Source organism: Streptomyces sp. NPDC107575, assembly GCF_055657265.1.
Window position 1 is genome coordinate 791,241 of record NZ_JBVKBG010000001.1, and the last position, 15,171, is coordinate 806,411.

Annotated in this window: 13 protein-coding genes; 9 read left to right on the forward strand and 4 right to left on the reverse strand. The window is 70.9% G+C overall.

Annotation, left to right across the window (positions count from 1 at the left end; all coding sequences use genetic code 11):
- Nucleotides 1-62: 62 nt before the first annotated feature.
- From ACZ7L4_RS03695 to ACZ7L4_RS03720, 6 genes are all read left to right on the forward strand, one after another.
- The gene (locus ACZ7L4_RS03695; RefSeq protein WP_472099364.1) at nucleotides 63-764 is read left to right on the forward strand and encodes a GntR family transcriptional regulator; all 702 of its coding nucleotides are present in this window, start codon (nucleotides 63-65) and stop codon (nucleotides 762-764) included.
- Between the two features lie 26 nt (nucleotides 765-790).
- Nucleotides 791-2,371 carry a carboxylesterase/lipase family protein gene (locus tag ACZ7L4_RS03700; RefSeq protein WP_472099365.1) on the forward strand — a complete coding sequence of 527 codons (1,581 nt, stop codon included), beginning with the start codon at nucleotides 791-793 and terminating at the stop codon, nucleotides 2,369-2,371.
- 14 nt (nucleotides 2,372-2,385) lie between these two features.
- A complete protein-coding gene (locus ACZ7L4_RS03705) occupies nucleotides 2,386-3,432 on the forward strand; it encodes an ABC transporter substrate-binding protein (protein ID WP_472099367.1) in 1,047 nt (348 codons plus the stop codon).
- 32 nt (nucleotides 3,433-3,464) lie between these two features.
- Complete coding sequence (locus ACZ7L4_RS03710) at nucleotides 3,465-4,331, forward strand: ABC transporter permease (protein WP_472099368.1); 867 nt, start codon at nucleotides 3,465-3,467, stop codon at nucleotides 4,329-4,331.
- A 117-nt stretch (nucleotides 4,332-4,448) separates the two neighbouring features.
- On the forward strand, nucleotides 4,449-5,606 hold the full coding sequence (locus ACZ7L4_RS03715; RefSeq protein ID WP_472099370.1) for a lactonase family protein: 1,158 nt from the start codon (nucleotides 4,449-4,451) through the stop codon (nucleotides 5,604-5,606).
- Nucleotides 5,603-7,495: a TolB family protein gene (locus ACZ7L4_RS03720; RefSeq protein WP_472099372.1), complete on the forward strand. Its 1,893-nt coding sequence runs from the start codon at nucleotides 5,603-5,605 to the stop codon at nucleotides 7,493-7,495. The genes ACZ7L4_RS03715 and ACZ7L4_RS03720 overlap by 4 nt, the downstream gene beginning before the upstream one ends.
- 114 nt (nucleotides 7,496-7,609) lie before the next feature.
- On the opposite strand, the gene ACZ7L4_RS03725 is transcribed toward ACZ7L4_RS03720, so the two are convergent.
- Both ACZ7L4_RS03725 and ACZ7L4_RS03730 read right to left on the reverse strand, forming a co-directional pair.
- Nucleotides 7,610-8,680, reverse strand: a complete 1,071-nt coding sequence (locus tag ACZ7L4_RS03725; protein ID WP_472099374.1) for a saccharopine dehydrogenase NADP-binding domain-containing protein — start codon at nucleotides 8,678-8,680, stop codon at nucleotides 7,610-7,612.
- Nucleotides 8,681-8,727: 47 nt separating this feature from the next.
- Nucleotides 8,728-9,660: an NADP-dependent oxidoreductase gene (locus ACZ7L4_RS03730; RefSeq protein WP_472099375.1), complete on the reverse strand. Its 933-nt coding sequence runs from the start codon at nucleotides 9,658-9,660 to the stop codon at nucleotides 8,728-8,730.
- 118 nt (nucleotides 9,661-9,778) lie between these two features.
- On the opposite strand from ACZ7L4_RS03730, the gene ACZ7L4_RS03735 reads away from it, so the two are divergent.
- Nucleotides 9,779-10,345 carry a TetR family transcriptional regulator gene (locus ACZ7L4_RS03735; RefSeq protein ID WP_472099376.1) on the forward strand — a complete coding sequence of 189 codons (567 nt, stop codon included), beginning with the start codon at nucleotides 9,779-9,781 and terminating at the stop codon, nucleotides 10,343-10,345.
- A 102-nt stretch (nucleotides 10,346-10,447) separates the two neighbouring features.
- Here the strand turns inward: ACZ7L4_RS03735 and ACZ7L4_RS03740 are convergent, their stop codons facing one another.
- On the reverse strand, nucleotides 10,448-11,188 hold the full coding sequence (locus ACZ7L4_RS03740) for an IclR family transcriptional regulator (protein ID WP_472099378.1): 741 nt from the start codon (nucleotides 11,186-11,188) through the stop codon (nucleotides 10,448-10,450).
- Between the two features lie 80 nt (nucleotides 11,189-11,268).
- Between ACZ7L4_RS03740 and ACZ7L4_RS03745 the strand changes: the two genes are divergently transcribed.
- Entirely contained in the window at nucleotides 11,269-13,176 is a 1,908-nt protein-coding gene (locus ACZ7L4_RS03745) for an FAD-dependent monooxygenase (protein WP_472099379.1), read from the forward strand.
- 282 nt (nucleotides 13,177-13,458) lie between these two features.
- Nucleotides 13,459-14,763, forward strand: a complete 1,305-nt coding sequence (locus ACZ7L4_RS03750) for an RNA polymerase sigma factor (RefSeq protein ID WP_472099381.1) — start codon at nucleotides 13,459-13,461, stop codon at nucleotides 14,761-14,763.
- An 11-nt stretch (nucleotides 14,764-14,774) separates the two neighbouring features.
- On the opposite strand, the gene ACZ7L4_RS03755 is transcribed toward ACZ7L4_RS03750, so the two are convergent.
- Entirely contained in the window at nucleotides 14,775-15,116 is a 342-nt protein-coding gene (locus ACZ7L4_RS03755; RefSeq protein ID WP_472099383.1) for a YciI family protein, read from the reverse strand.
- Nucleotides 15,117-15,171 lie beyond the last annotated feature (55 nt).

Below are 15,171 nucleotides of genomic sequence, written 5' to 3' on the forward strand. Positions count from 1 at the left end.
CATGCCGTCGGTTACTGTTCCCGCCTCGGCCCTCATCTCCACGGAACGTAAAGGCGGTCAAGGTGAACAGCTCGGACAGCGAGAGCATCGGTGTGGAACCCGGGGCGAAGGCGTCGGGCACGCGCTACAGCCACGCGTACGAGGGGCTGCGCTCCCTGCTTCTTTCGGGCAGCATCCCGCCCGACACGCGGCTGACCGAGGCGGACCTGACCCGGATGTTCGACGTGTCACGGAGCACCATGCGTACGGCCCTCGCACGCCTTACGCAGGAGGGCTACATCACCGGGGAGGTCAACCGCGGGGTGCGGACCAGGAGCTTCTCCGTCGAGGAGGCGGCGGACATCCTGGAGGCGCGGGAGATCCTGGAGGCCGCGCTCGCCGCGAAGGCGGCGGAGCGGGCCACGGAAGAGGAGATCGAGGAACTGCGCCGCATCCTTCAGGACATGGAGGAGGCACAGTCCCGGGGCGACCAGGACACCTACTCGCGGGGCAACCGGCGCTTCCACCAGCAGATGAAGGCCGCCGCACACCAGCAGACCCTGGCCCGCGCCTACGACACGCTGCTGTACCCGCTGGTGATGCGCCAGTACCGCAATCTGGCCGCTCCGCACCCCAGGACCGGCTCGCTGGAGGAACACCAGGCCATCTTCCTGGCCGTCGTCACCCGCAATCCGGATGCCGCGCACGCCGCGATGCGCCACCACGTGGGCTCCGCCCGCAGGGCGCTGCTGCTCGACAAGTCCCCGGAGCCGCCCACCAGCTGACGGGCGGCCGGGGCGGAAAGGACCGCATGCACCGCCCCATCGCGGACACCGAGGCCGGCCCTGTCCAGGGCATCCTCTGCCGGGACCGCACCGTCACCGTCTTTCGAGGCATCCCCTACGCCGCCCCGCCCGTGGGCGAACTGCGCTGGCGGCCGCCCGAGCCACCGCACCGGTGGGAGGGCGTCCGGCCGGCGGACCGGTTCGGCCCCATGTGCCCGCAGGCACCCACTGAGGCGGCGGCGACCGGCGTCGACGTGCCCATGAGCGAGGACTGCCTGAGCCTGAACATCTGGACGGGCGCCGCCTCCCTCGATGAACGCAGACCGGTCCTCGTCTGGATCTACGGGGGCGGCTTCCGCGAGGGCACCGGGGCACATCCCCGCTTCGACGGCGAGAACCTGGCCCGCCAGGGCACCGTCGTCGTCACCTTCAACTACCGCCTCGGCGCCCTCGGATTCCTCGCCGCCCCCGAGCTGAGCGAGGAGTCCGAACACGGCTCCTCCGGCAACTACGGACTGCTCGACTGCGTCGCCGCCCTGCGCTGGGTGCACGACAACATCGAGAGCTTCGGCGGCGACCCCGGCCGTGTCACCATCGCAGGCCAGTCCGCGGGCGCGGGCCTCGTCAACTTCCTGGCCATGTCCCCGCTCGCCGAGGGCCTGTTCCACCGTGCGATCGCGCAGAGCCACGCCCGCTACTCCCGCGATCCCGAACTGCGCTACCTCTCCACCTCGTACCGCCTTTCGGCCGATGCCGAGAGGGCGGGCACCCGGTACATACGCGAGCACGGCGCACGCACCATCCGTGACCTGCGCACGATGGACTGGCACAAGCTGATCGACGGCAACCACCCCGTCGACTCCGGCGTCGACACCGGCGGAGCCGCGGCACCCCCGCTGCTGCGCCCGGTCCTCGACGGGTGGGCGATCCCCGCCGGCTACGACGAGACGTACACCAAGGGCCTGCAGAACGACGTCGACTACCTCACCGGGAACAACCTCGACGAGAGCGGGGCGGTGCCCGGGACACTCGTCGCCGCGCTGCGCACCGGCCGGCGTACGATCCGGCCCGGATCACCTCCGGTCCATGTGACGCTGGAGCAGCACCAGGCCGCCGCGCACCGCAAGTTCGGCCCGCTCGCCGAGGAGTTCCTGCGGCTGTACCCGGCCACCACGGACGACGAGGCGGCGCGTGCGAGCAGTGAGGCGGCGCGCGACAACTCCCGCATCTCCACGTACTTGTGGGGCCAGGACTGGAGCCGACACACCACCGGCAGGCTGCACACCTACTTCTGGACCCACCGCACCGCGTCGGTCCACGGGGCCTTCCACGGCTCGGAGATCGACTACGTCTTCGGCAACCCGAAGGGCGGTACCGCCTCGTGGACCGAGCAGGACCACGAGATCGCCCGCACCCTGCGCACGTACTGGACCAACTTCGCGGCCACCGGCGATCCCAACAGCCCGGGCCTGCCCGAGTGGCCCGCCTTCTCGACGGACGCCGCGGCCGTGATGGAGGTCGGCGCGCACTTCCGCCCGATCCCGGTCTCGGACCCGGAGCACCTCGACTTCTGGACCCGCTTCTTCAGATCCCAACAAGCCTGGTGAACAAAGGAGTTCCCATGAACCACCGGATCCACCGTGTGAAGCACTCCTCCCTCGCGCTGGCCGCCTCCGCGACCTGCGCGGCCGCGCTGCTGACCGCGTGCGGCAACGACGGCTCGTCGTCGGTCGGCTCCGACGGCAAGACGACCGTCTCGGTCGGAGTGAGCGGCAACGTCTTCGACCTGTCGATACGCCTGGCAGAGGAGAAGGGTTACTTCGACAAGCAGAACATCAAGATCAAGTACGTGACACTGACCGCCGCGACCGGCACCTCGGCCCTGCAGTCGGGTTCGGTGCAGTTCCTCAACTCCAGCCCGACGAGCTACCTCGCGGGCCTCGCCAAGGGGCTGCCCGAACTGTCCGTCGCGCACAATGGCGGCGGCAACCCGCTCGGCATCGTCGTCAGCACGGCGTTCGCGAAGAAGCACCAGCTGACCGCGAAGACACCCGCCGCGAAGGTGGCCAAGGCGCTGGCCGACTCCACGGCCGGCGCCAGCTCCGCCAACACCAAGGCCGAGGCGGGCATCTTCCTCAAGGCCCACGGTGTCGATCCGGGCAAGCTGAAATGGGTGTCCCTGCCCAGCCCCGCCGCCGACAAGGCCGCGCTCGCCAAGGGCGAGGTCGACTGGTTCATCACCTCTGAACCCATCCCGCTCCAGGTGCAGCACGAGGGCGACGGCGTCGTGGTCGCCGACCCGACCAAGGTGCCCGAGTGGTCGTACGAGCAGGCCGGCTACGGCCAGGCCGTCGTGGTCAAGAAGAGCTACGCCAAGACCGACGCGAAGACCGTGAAGGGCTTCGCCACCGCCGTCCAACAGGCGACGAACTACCTCGCATCGAATCCCTCGAACGACAAGAGCGTGCTCGCCGCGTCGCGCAAGACCCTGCCGGGCGTGCCGGACGACGTGCTCAGCGGGGCCGTCGAGCAGGTCGAGTGGCCCAAGAGCGCCAAGCAGGACGAGGCCGGATGGAAGAAGACGGTCGCCTTCGTCAAGGACGGCATCGGCGCGGTGCCCGACGCGAAGGTCACCACCGACAACTGGACCAACACCTACCTGCCGTGAATCGGCCGACCCCGAACGGAACGGAGCAGACCATGGCAACCGTCACCCAGAAGGCCATGCCCGAGCCCGACACCGGGAGCCGGGGCCGGCCCGCCAAGCAGCGGCGTACCGGCGGGCAGAAGAACACCACCGTCATCGCGCTCCGCTTGCTGGTGATCGTGGTCGCCCTCGTCCTGTGGCAGGTGATGAGCGGGCCGATCGTCCCCGAGTACGCGGTCAGCAAGCCCACCGAGGTGTACGACGCGCTGGTCGAGATGCTCGGCTCGGCGACCGGCTGGAACGACATCCGGGTCACCGCCGTCGAGGTGCTCGCCGGCTTCGGCCTCGGCGTCGCGGCCGGAACCGTGATGGGTCTGGTCCTCGGCTCGTTCCCGCTGCTCGGCCGCGTCCTCGAACCGCTCGTCGCGGCCCTCAACGGCATCCCGAAGATCGCCCTGGCCCCGCTGTTCCTGCTGTTCTTCGGCATCGGCCCCTGGTCGAAGATCACCATCGCGATGACCGGCGTCGCCTTCGTGGTCTTCTACAACGTCTACCTGGGCCTGCGGCTGCGTGAGCGCGAACTCGTCGAGGTCGTCCAGGTGATGGGCGGACGCCGCCACCATGTCCTGGGCTACGTCACCATCCCCACGCTCGCGGCGCCCTTCTTCGCCGCCCTCAAGACCGGCGGACCGCTCGCCATCCTCGGTGTCATCGGCGGCGAGTTCATCGCCTCCTCCGAGGGCGTCGGCCACGAGCTGTTCACCGCGGCCCAGAACCTCGACGCGGCGAGCGAGTTCGCCGGCCTCATCGTCCTGGTCGCCCTCACCCTCGCCCTCAACGGCGTCCTTAGCGCGCTCGACACCTACGCCCTCAAGCGCCTCGGCCTCGCGGCGCGCCGCCGCCCCCAGCCCAAGGGCTGACCCCGCAACGCCTTCCGAGAAAGGCATCCGCCTGCCATGAACGAGCCGCAGCACATACCGCCGGACGCCGGGGCGCCACCGGCCCGGCGTCCTTCCCGAAGAAGCGTCCTCGCCGCCATGACGGCATCGAGCGCCCTGTCGCTGGCCACCACCGCACCGGCCGCCGCCGCGACGCGTCCCAGCGACCTGCTCTGCGTGGGCACCTGGGGCGACAACCAGGTGCACACCATCCGCTTCGACCCCGCCCGCGGCACCATGACTCCGCTGGGTGTGATGGCGGAGGTCAGCTCGAACTGGATCACCGTCCACCCGACACGGCCCGTCCTCTACGTCGCGGGCGGCGAGCAGGGCGGATACATCCGCACCTTTGCCATCGACGACGCGTCCGGTGCCCTGCGCCGCACCGGCGAACTGCGCACCGAGGCGGTCCCGGGCGGCAGCGGAGGACTGTCGTACGTCGGTCTCGACGACGAGGACACCTTGCTGGTCGCCGACTTCGCGACCGGCACCGCCTCGACCGTCCCCGTCCACCGCGACGGCGGCCTCGGCAAGGTGGCCTCCACTGTGCGGCACACCGGCTCGGGACCCAATCCACGCCAGGCAGGCCCGCACACCCACCATGTCGTCCTCGACCCGAGCCGCCGGTTCGCGCTCGTCGCCGACTTCGGCGCGGACCGCGTGTTCGTGCACCGCTACGACGCCAACACGCGGCGGCTGACAGCCGGTTCGGTACGGGAGTATGCGACGGCTCCGGGATCCGGGCCGCGCCGCATCGCGTTCCATCCGCGCGGCCGCACGGTGTACCTGCTGAACGAACTGACGGCTGACATCGAGGCCCTGGCGTGGGACCCGGACAAGGGTGAACTGACACCCCGCCAACTCCTCACCACGAACGCGCCCGGACACACCGGCGCTACCAGCGCCGCCGAACTCGCCGTCAGCCACGACGGCCGGCACGTCTACGTCTCCAACCGCGGGGACAACGCCCTGGTCGTCCTCGCCGTCGACCGGAGGACCGGGCTGCTCAGTGAGGCGCAGCGGCTGCCCTGTGGGGGAGTGACCCCGTGGAGCCTCACCCTGCACCCCGAGGGGCGGTGGCTGTTCGTCGCGAACAAGGCGAGCGGCACGGTCGACCTCTTCGGCGTGGACCCGGCCTCCGGCCGACTCCGCGCCACCGGCACCTCCGTGGCCGTCCCCGACGCCGACTGCGTCGGCGTCCACCAACCGCGCGTACCCCTTTCCACCCGTGATCGAAAGGACTCCGTACAGCGATGACTCCCGACCTGAAGCGCAGAGCATTCCTCGCGGCCGGAGCGGCTGTCGCCGGAGCCGCGTTCCTGCCCGCCCCCTTCGCCGTGGCGGCGGCAGCCGAGGGCAAGAAGGGCGTGATGCTGATGAACCGCATCGGCCCGTCCGGCGCCACCCTCTACATCAGCGACGCCGACGGCTCCAACGAACGCACGCTGCTGCGGGACGCGTCCTTCGACCACCACGCCGCCCTGTCCGCCGACGGCAAGTCGGTGTTCTTCACCTCGGAACGCACCGGGGACGGACACTCGTGTCTGTACCGCGCGAAGGCCGACGGCACGGGCGTGCAGTGCCTGCTGTCGGACGCGGCGATGAACGACTGGCCGGTCCCGTCGCCCGACGGCAAGAAGTTGGCCTATGTGTCGACGAGCGGCGACCACAAGACGCACATCTGGGTGCTCGACCTCGCCACGAACCGGCGCACCAACCTGACCGGCACGGCCGCGCTCGCCGGTGACCCGGCAAGCCCCGACGGCCACTTCCGCCCCGCCTGGTCGCCCGACGGCAAGTGGCTCGCCTTCTCCAGCGACCGCAACACCACCTGGCGCGGCCACGGCAACGGCACCGGCTGGGAACACACCCAGGAGCTGAGCATCTACGTGATCCGGCCGGACGGCACCGGATTCCGCCAGGTCGCGACCCGCGACGGCTACTGCCTCGGCTCACCGAAGTGGTCGCCCGACGGCTCCCGGATCGTCTTCTACGAGATCACCGTCGAGGGCACCTGGGGCGCCCACCGACCCGAGGCGATCGGCACCGTCGAGTCCCAGATCGTCTCGGTGGACGTCACGACCGGTGCACGCGTGGAGCACACCTCGGGGCCCAACCTGAAGGTCGCGCCCCAGTACGTGTCGGCGACGGAGATCGGCTACCTGGTCAAGGGCGGCGCGGACGAGGGCCTCGCGTACGTCTCGGGCACCCTCCCCTCCGTCAAGCGGGCGCTGCGCTCCCCGGCCTGGTCGCGGGACGGGAAGTCGGTGGTCTACGAGAAGCTGGACTACACGACGCGCCCACTGGACGCCCCGCTGTACAGCTGGGACCCCGACTGGGACTACCGCCACTGCGACGTGTTCCCCGCGCTGTCCAGGGACGGGCGCCTCGCCCTCACCAACAAGCAGCTCGGCAACTCCTCGATCGTCACCATGCGTGCGGACGGCTCGGACGAGAAGGTCGTCTTCGACACCGCCACATCGGGCCTGGACCCCACGCAGGTGCAGCACGGGCTGGCCGGCGCCTTCCGGCCCACCTGGTCGCCCGACGGAAAGTGGATCGCGTTCGGCCTCGGCGGCTGGTTCCAGACCCGCGCCACGAGCACCGCGAAGCTGATGCGGGTGGCCGACGACGGCTCCTCGCACCAGGAGCTCACGGACGGATCGACCAATGCCGGCTTCCCGAGCTACTCCGAGGACGGCAACCGGATCGTCTACCGGGTGTGGGGCGAGGAGATGGGGCTGCGCATCCTCGACCTGAGGACGGGCGCGACGACGGTCCTCACCACCGAGTCCGACAACCTGCCGGACTGGTCCGCGGACGGCAAGCTCATCCTCTTCACGCGGAAGACGAGCGCGACCAACTTCGACGTGTGCACCATCAAGCCCGACGGCAGCGGCCTGAAGGTGCTCACGAGCAGCGGCGCCAACGACGGCCACGCGGTCTGGAACCACGACGGCCGCATCCTCTACAACAGCGGCATGTACGGCTTCCGCGAGGAGGCCGCCCTGTACGACGACACCTTCCAGCCCTACGGCCAGATCTTCAGCATGAACGCGGACGGCAGCGACAAGAAGCTGCTGACGGACAGTCAGTGGGAGGACTCGATGCCGCTCTTCCTCACGCAGGACATCTTGTCCGGGTGACGGACCCACCCACCGGTCAGCACGATCCTTCGGGCCCCGCCTCCGGTTCGCCCGGGGCGGGGCCCGAACTGCTCGTGCATGCGGCCTTGCCCGGGATCGACTGGTGATCGTGGGTCACCGTAGGCCGGGCTGGTCCAGCAGGTACGTCGCGCCACACGATTCGGCGAGAGTGGGGCCGAAGAGGGCGGCGGGGGTGTAGGCGCCGGATTGGCCCTCTCCGGCCAGCAGCCGCCGGGCGACCTCCGCGGACACTGCTCCGGTGTACTCCTGCGCGTCGCCCAGGCGCAGCCAGCCCTCTCGGGTCTCGCCGTCCGCCCAGGTCACGACGGCGTGGCCCCAGGAGTGATCGCGGGGGCGTTCCTTTGCCTTGACGCGTGCCCGGGCGAGGTGGCGTGTCGTGAATGTGCGCAGCCGTTCCCATCGCATGAGGGTGCTCAGGGCGGGCATCACCACCCGGAAGACGGGGGAGGACGGCGCTTCGCTGGTCGCCGAGAGCACGTGGCGGGCCCCGCTTGCTCGGTGAGCCGCGAGCAGTTCGCCCGACGGCATGCCCGCGGTGGTGACCTGGGAGCCGTCCGGCAGGGTGAGGCGCTCCGGGTCGCTGAAGATCGGGGCCGGTGCCAGGTGGCCGTCGGAGATCCGGCGGCCGTGCAGGCTCCCCAAGAGAGTGCCGATCAGGGCCTCACCAGCGGTGCCTTCCTCCATCGCCATCGACGGCACCATGTCCACGCGCACCCGAAGCGGTGCGGGTCGGCCCTCACAGAGCTTCACCACGACGCTCTCGGTGGCGGTCACGCCGAACCCGGCACCGGTGACCAGTGTGTGACCTGCCTGGGTGGCCGCGTCGTGCATCTCGTACGCGGCCGAGAGCGCCGCGACATCGTTCGCCAGGTCGATGTAATGGCTGCCGGCGGCCCGGCAGGCGCCGATGATTTCAGGGGCCGTCGTGGTGAACGGTCCGACCGTGTTGACGACCACGGCGGGGCGTTGCCGGCGGATTTCCGCTGCGGCGGCCGCGAGGGAAGGGGCCGGCAGTGTTTCGCTGCCGGTGGGTTCTGCCGCGGTGCGCAGGCGGTCCGCGTCGCGGCCGACGAGGACGGCCGTCAGACCGAGCCGGGCGAGGTGTGTGGCGATGGTGCGGCCGCTGCGCCCGGTGCCGCCGAGTACCCAGATCTGAGCAGTCATTCGAAGGAGCTCCTGTAGTGGGGGCGAGGATCGGCCGGATGTGAGGGTCAGTCGGTCGTGATGACGAGCTTGCCGCCCTTGGGTGTGCCGTCGCGCTCGAGTTCGGTGAGCGCCTTGATGGCCTCGGTGAGCGGCACCGTGCGGGCGATCGGCACCCGCAGCGTGCCGCGTCCGGCGGCGCGTGCGACCTCCTCGAGGTCCGCCGTGACGGGCCTGGTGATCAGGACGTTGTACGGGCCCGGGAGCGCGCTCTTGGCGATGCTCGCGGGGGTGGGGTGGATGCTGACGATGCGTCCGCCCGGCCTCAGCATCTTCTTGGCTGCGTCGGTCGGGAGCGTGTCGGCGGTGTCGAGGACGAGGTCGAACCGTCCGCTGAGCGTCGTCGGGTCGAAGCCGAATTCGACGATCGGGTCGAGGCCGAGGTCGCGCGCGTCGTGTGTGGCGGTGGCGCGGCAGCTGCCTCCCACTGAGGCGCCGTGCGCCAGAGCGAATTGTGCGCCGGCCCGGCCGACTCCGCCGAGGCAGCCGTTGACGAAGACCGATTGCCCGGGCTGCAGCTTGCCCTTCTGAAGCACGGCCTGGTAGGCGGTGAGGCCGACGGTCGGGATGGCGGCGGCCTCCTCGAAGGAGAGGTGCGCGGGCTTCTTCACCACACCCTTCTCCTCGGCCAGAACCATCTCGGCGAAGGCCCCCGACGCCTTGATCGACGCCCCGCCGAGCACTTCGTCGCCGACGGCGAGCCGGGTGACGCCCTCGCCGACCGCCTCGACGACGCCGGCGAAGTCGTAGCCCAGTGCGCGCGGAAACTTCCGTCCCGTCACCAGCTTCATGGCGCCGCTGCGGATGCCCCAGTCCATCGGATTGGCCGCGGCCGCCCGCACGCGGACCAGGACCTCGCCGGACCCGGGACGGGCCGGCTCGAAGTCCTCCAGGCGCATCACTTCCGGCCCGCCGTACTGGTGGTACTGAATGCGCTTCATCGGGGCCTCCATGAACTGATGTCATTGAATGACATCACTCTACCACGGTGATGTCATCGAGTGACATCACCGTCGATGGAGTGGAGTGTCAGGAGGTGACATCACCTACACTCGCGGCATGGGACGGTGGAAGCCTGGGGCCGGTGACCGGCTGCGCGAGGCAGCGCTGTCGCTCTATCTGGAGCGCGGCTTCGAGCAGACGACGGTGGCGGACATCGCCGAGCGGGCGGGTGTCACGGCGCGCACGTTCTTCCGGTATTTCGCCGACAAGCGCGAGGTCCTCTTCGGTGATTCCTCCGCCCTGGAAGAGAAGTCGCTGGCTGTTCTTGAGGGGGTGCCGGACACGGCGTCGGCGCTGGATGCCGTCGCGGCCGTACTCGGCACCGTGGCCGAGTTGGTGGGTGGCAACCGTGAGTTCGCAGGGAGGCGGCAGGCCGTGATCATGGCCAACGCCGATCTCCGTGAACGCGAGTTGATCAAACTCACCTCTCTGTCGGCCGCCCTGGCCGACAGGTTGCGACAGAGGGGCATCGGCGACATCGAGGCCGGCCTGGCCGCCGAGACCAGCATCGCCGTGTTCCGCGTCGCCTTCTCGCGATGGGTCACCGCCACCGACGATCAAGACCTGCGAGACGTCATTCGCGAAACCCTGGACCGGCTGCGGACCCTCGCCGCCGGCGGCTGAACCCCGTTCCGGCTTGCCCACGCCCGTCAATGCTGAACAGCCAGTACTCGCCCGCTCGCCATCTGTGCCACGCACACGACGGTGCGGAGCTGCGCCGCCCCCTCAGCCCTCCGCGATACGCGCCGCGGCAGCCTTGAGCGCGCTCGACATGGACGGCAGTAGTTCGCGGGACCAGCGGGCCGACGGTATGGACAGGGAGATCGCGGCGGGTGGGTAGTCGGCCGTGCCGGTGGGCAGGGCGACGCCCACCGCCGTGAGGCCGGTCTCGGTGGCCTCCTGGTTGAGGGCGTGGCCCTCGCGGCGGGCGCGTTGGATGGCGCGCCGGTGGACGACGCGCTGGTCCGGGGCGAGGCCGCAGCGTTCCAGGACCGCCTCTACGGCGGCGTCGTCGTACCGGGCGAGCAGGGCGCGGCCGCCGGATGCGGCGTAGGCGGGCAGGATGCGGCCGGTGCGGTCGCCGACGCGGAGCACTTGGTCGGCCTCCTCGGTGGCGAGGAAGCGGACCCCGGTGCCCTCTTCGTCAAGGAGCAGAAGGTTGGCGGTCTCGTGCCAGTGGTCGCGCAGCGCGCGCAGCTGCGGACCGGCGGCCTCGCGCAGCCGGGCCACGGGTGCGCGGGAGGGGGCCTGGCCCAGCTGCGGGCCGGCGTCGTAGCGGCGGTCGGGCAGCTGCACGGCGAAGTCGCGGTGCACGAGTGTGGCGAGCAGCCGGTGTGCGGTCGAGACGGACACCCCGACCCGCTGTGCGGCGTCGGTGACCCGCATCGGACCCTCCTGGCGCAGCACGATCGCAAGCAGCAGGGCGGAGTCCACGGAGCCGACGGCGTAGGCAGGTTTGTTCCGCATAGCAGAAAAGTCTATCCCTCATCGTGGGACGTGCGGAGAATCGTGGCGTCGTCCGCCCCCTCTGCCAAGGAGTTCGCATCGTGCAGTTCCATCTCGACGGATACCGTCCCGGCGACCCTTCGGTGAAGGAGGCGCATCCCGCCGCCCAGGCCCCGGACGCCGGCCTGCCCGAGACCGCCGACGTGCTGATCGTCGGCTGCGGTCCCGCCGGTCTCGTACTGGCGGCGCAGCTGGCGGCCTTCCCCGGGATCAGGACCGTCGTGGTGGACCGCAAGGACGGGCCGCTGCAGGTGGGCCAGGCCGACGGGGTCGCCTGCCGCACCGTGGAGATGTTCGAGGCATTCGGCCTGGCCGAGCAGCTGAAGCAGGAGGCGTACCAGGTCAACGAGGTCACCTTCTGGAAACCCGACCCCACGAACAGCTCCGCGATCGTCCGCACCGGCCGGATCGACGACGTCGAGGAGGGCATCTCCGAGATGCCGCACCTGATCGTGAACCAGGCCCGCATGCTCGACTTCCTGCGCGAGCACATGGCCCGCTCGGCGTCCCGGACGGTCCCGCACTACTCCTTGAACGCCACCGCCGTGGACATCGCCCAGGGCCCGGACGCGGGGGAGTACCCGGTCACCGTCACCCTGGAGAACGGGAGCGGCGGCGCCTCCGTGGTGCGCGCCAAGTACGTGGTCGGCACCGACGGCGCGCGCAGCTCGGTGCGCAAGGCGATCGGCCGGCGGCTGGAGGGCGACGCGCTGAACCAGACCTGGGGCGTCCTGGACGTCCTGGTGGACACCGACTTCCCCGACATCCGGCTGAAGTCCGTGATCCAGTCCGAGGCCGGCTCACTGCTGATCATTCCGCGTGAGGGCGGCTACCTGGTGCGGCTCTACATCGAGCTGGACGCGGAGCGGTACGGGGACCTGCTGCGGGAGAAGGCCGTCACCCCCGAGGTGCTCGCCGGGGCCGCGAACCGGATCCTGTCGCCGTACCGGGTCGAGGTGAAGGACGTCGGCTGGTGGGCGGTGTACGAGGTCGGCCAGCGGCTGTGCGCGAAGTTCGACGACGTGCCGCAGGAGGAGACGGGCGACCGGCTGCCCCGCGTCTTCATCGCGGGCGACGCCTGCCACACCCACAGCGCCAAGGCCGGACAGGGCATGAACGTGTCGATGGCCGACGCCTTCAACCTCGGCTGGAAGCTGGCCGCCGTGCTGACCGGCACGGCGACCCCCGAACTGCTGCACACCTACTCCGAGGAGCGGCAGCGGGTCGCCCAGGACCTCATCGACTTCGACCGCGACTTCGCCTCCAAGATGGCCGCGGGAGGGGGCGACAAGACGGCCGCGCCGGAAGGCGCACGGGAGGAGTTCTCCGACTACTTCCGCGCCCAGGGCCTCTACACCGCCGGTCTGTCCGTCCGCTACGAACCGTCGATGATCATGGGCACCGGTGAGCACCAGCACCTCGCCAAGGGTTTCCCGGTCGGGATGCGATTCCACTCCGCGCCGGTGGTGCGCCTTGCGGACGCCCGGCCCGTGCAGTTGGGGCACGCCGCCCGGGCCGACGGCGCCTGGAGGCTCTACCTCTTCGCCGACCGGGTGGGCCCGCAGGCCGCCGACGGCCCGTTCCGCCGACTCTGCGACCATCTCGCCTCCGCGGCCTCCCCGTTGGCCCGCTTCACCCCCGGGGACGCCGACCCGGATGCGGTCCTCGACGTCCGTGCGATCCTGCAACAGCCGCACCGCACCCTCGAGCCGACCGCGCTGCCTGCGGTGCTGCGCCCCCGCAAGGGCCGCCTCGCCCTGGTGGACCACGAGAAGGCCTTCTGCCCCGACCCGCGGCAGGCGGACATCTTCGACCTGCGCGGAATCGACCGGGACCGGGGCTGCATGGTGCTGGTCCGACCCGACCAGTACGTCGCCCACGTCCTGCCGCTGGACGCCACCGCGGAGCTGTCCGACTTCCTCCAGGGGGTCCTGCGCGAAGCGGGCTGAGGCCGACGCATCGACCGGTTCACCTGGCGCCTTCGCCTCGGCGGGCCCTCTGCCGGGGCTGCCTCGCTGGCTCCCGGCCGGCCGGGGACGGTGTCGGCGGGTACGACACCACGGGGGTGACGGAGGCCAAGGAACTCACCTTCACCACACGGCAGCTGGGGCGCCGGGGGTATGTCGCCGCGGGACCGCACCCTCCGGACGTCATGGGCCCCCGTCGTGACGTGCGCTCCGATAGGTGGACCGGGCCGTCCTCTGCGTCACCCGGTTGTGCATCATGAGGGCATGACGACGGCCCGCGAGATCGACAGCCTGCTGCGCGCACTGGCGCCGCGGGTGCTCGGTACGCTCGTGCACCGGTACGGCGACTTCGACACGTGTGAGGACGCCGTGCAGGAGGCGTTGCTTGCGGCGGCCGGCCAGTGGCCGCAGGAGGGCGTTCCGGACAACCCCTGGGGCTGGCTGCTCACCGTGGCCACGCGCAGGCTGGTCGACCAGTACCGCAGCGAACTGGCGCGCAGGAAGCGCGAGGTGGCCACGGCTGTGCGGGAGCCGGCCGACCACTACCGGATCCCGGGCCCGGACAGCGACCAGGACCGGCCGCCCGAGCGGGACGACACACTGACGCTGCTGTTTCTGTGCTGCCACCCCTCGCTCTCGCCCGTCTCCCAGGCGGCGTTGACGCTGCGTGCGGTGGGCGGGCTGACCACCCCGGAGATTGCCCGCGCGTTCCTCATCTCCGAGACGTCGATGAAGCAGCGGATCACGCGCGCCAAGCAGCGCATCAGGGCCAGCGGCGTCCCGTTCCGGCTGCCGCCCGAGGCGGAGCGGGCGCCGCGGCTGCGCGTGGTCCTGCACATCCTGTACCTGATCTTCAACGAGGGGTACGCCACCCACTCCGGCCCCGAACTGCAGCGCGGCGACCTCACCCGTGAAGCGATCCGGCTCACCCGCGAGGTGCGGCGCATGCAGCCGCGGGAGAACGAGGTCGCCGGCCTTCTGGCACTGATGCTCCTCACCGACGCCCGCCGGGACGCACGGACCGCCCCCGACGGAACCCCGGTGCCGCTCGACGAACAGGACCGCGGCAGCTGGGACCGGGACGCCATCCGGGAAGGCATCGAGCTGATCACCGCCACCCTGCCCATCGGCCCCGCCGGGCCCTACCAGCTCCAGGCCGCGATCGCGGCGGTGCACGCGGAGGCGGCGCGGGCCGAGGACACGGACTGGCCGCAGATCCTCGGCCTGTACGACCTGCTGCTGCGTGTCGTCGACAGTCCGGTGGTGCGCCTCAACCGCGCGGTGGCGGTGGGTATGGTGCACGGGCCGGGGCCCGCGCTCGACCTGCTGCGGAACCTGGAGAGCGACGGCAGCCTCGCGGGGCAGCACCGGTTGGCGGCGGTGCGCGCCCACCTGCTGGAGACGGCCGGGGAGCGCCGGGCCGCGCGGGCCTCCTACGAGCAGGCGGCGGCCCGTACGAACAGCCCGTCGGAGCGCCGGTACCTGGAGGCGCGGGCGGCAACTCTGGAGGCGGCCGACGCCGGGCGCCCGCCTGCGCCCCGTCCGGGGCAGTGCGGGACCACGGCCTGATCCGGAGCCGGTCAGGCCTGCCAGAGCGGGCGCAGTTCGACGATCCCGTGCGCGGCGCCGGGGTGCCGTGCGGCGATCTCGACGGCCTCGTCCAGGTCGGCGCACTCGAGCACGTCGAAGCCGGCCATCTGCTCCTTGGTCTCCGCGAACGGCCCGTCGGACACCAACAGTTCGTCCTGCCGTACCCGCACCGAGACGGCGTCGTCGGCCGGGCGGAGACGGTCGCCCATGACGCGTACGCCCCGGTCCTCCATCTCGCGGACCCAGGCGCCGACCGCCTCCAGATGCGCGGCGTCCTCCTCGGGAGTCATGCGGAGCGATTCGTCGGCGCAGACCATCAGCAGATACTTCATCGTCCCCTCGTTTCCGACCGCCTCCCCGGCGGACAGTGGTCGCCAGGAACTTAAC

Bases quoted from the DNA above. Each gene is read 5' to 3' on its own strand.
- ACZ7L4_RS03700 (WP_472099365.1), top strand. From the start codon at position 791: ATGCACCGCCCCATCGCGGACACCGAGGCCGGCCCTGTCCAGGGCATC.
- ACZ7L4_RS03705 (WP_472099367.1), top strand. From the start codon at position 2,386: ATGAACCACCGGATCCACCGTGTGAAGCACTCCTCCCTCGCGCTGGCC.
- ACZ7L4_RS03710 (WP_472099368.1), top strand. From the start codon at position 3,465: ATGGCAACCGTCACCCAGAAGGCCATGCCCGAGCCCGACACCGGGAGC.
- ACZ7L4_RS03715 (WP_472099370.1), top strand. From the start codon at position 4,449: ATGACGGCATCGAGCGCCCTGTCGCTGGCCACCACCGCACCGGCCGCC.
- ACZ7L4_RS03720 (WP_472099372.1), top strand. From the start codon at position 5,603: ATGACTCCCGACCTGAAGCGCAGAGCATTCCTCGCGGCCGGAGCGGCT.
- ACZ7L4_RS03725 (WP_472099374.1), bottom strand. From the start codon at position 8,680: ATGACTGCTCAGATCTGGGTACTCGGCGGCACCGGGCGCAGCGGCCGC.
- ACZ7L4_RS03730 (WP_472099375.1), bottom strand. From the start codon at position 9,660: ATGAAGCGCATTCAGTACCACCAGTACGGCGGGCCGGAAGTGATGCGC.
- ACZ7L4_RS03735 (WP_472099376.1), top strand. From the start codon at position 9,779: ATGGGACGGTGGAAGCCTGGGGCCGGTGACCGGCTGCGCGAGGCAGCG.
- ACZ7L4_RS03740 (WP_472099378.1), bottom strand. From the start codon at position 11,188: ATGCGGAACAAACCTGCCTACGCCGTCGGCTCCGTGGACTCCGCCCTG.
- ACZ7L4_RS03750 (WP_472099381.1), top strand. From the start codon at position 13,459: ATGACGACGGCCCGCGAGATCGACAGCCTGCTGCGCGCACTGGCGCCG.
- ACZ7L4_RS03755 (WP_472099383.1), bottom strand. From the start codon at position 15,116: ATGAAGTATCTGCTGATGGTCTGCGCCGACGAATCGCTCCGCATGACT.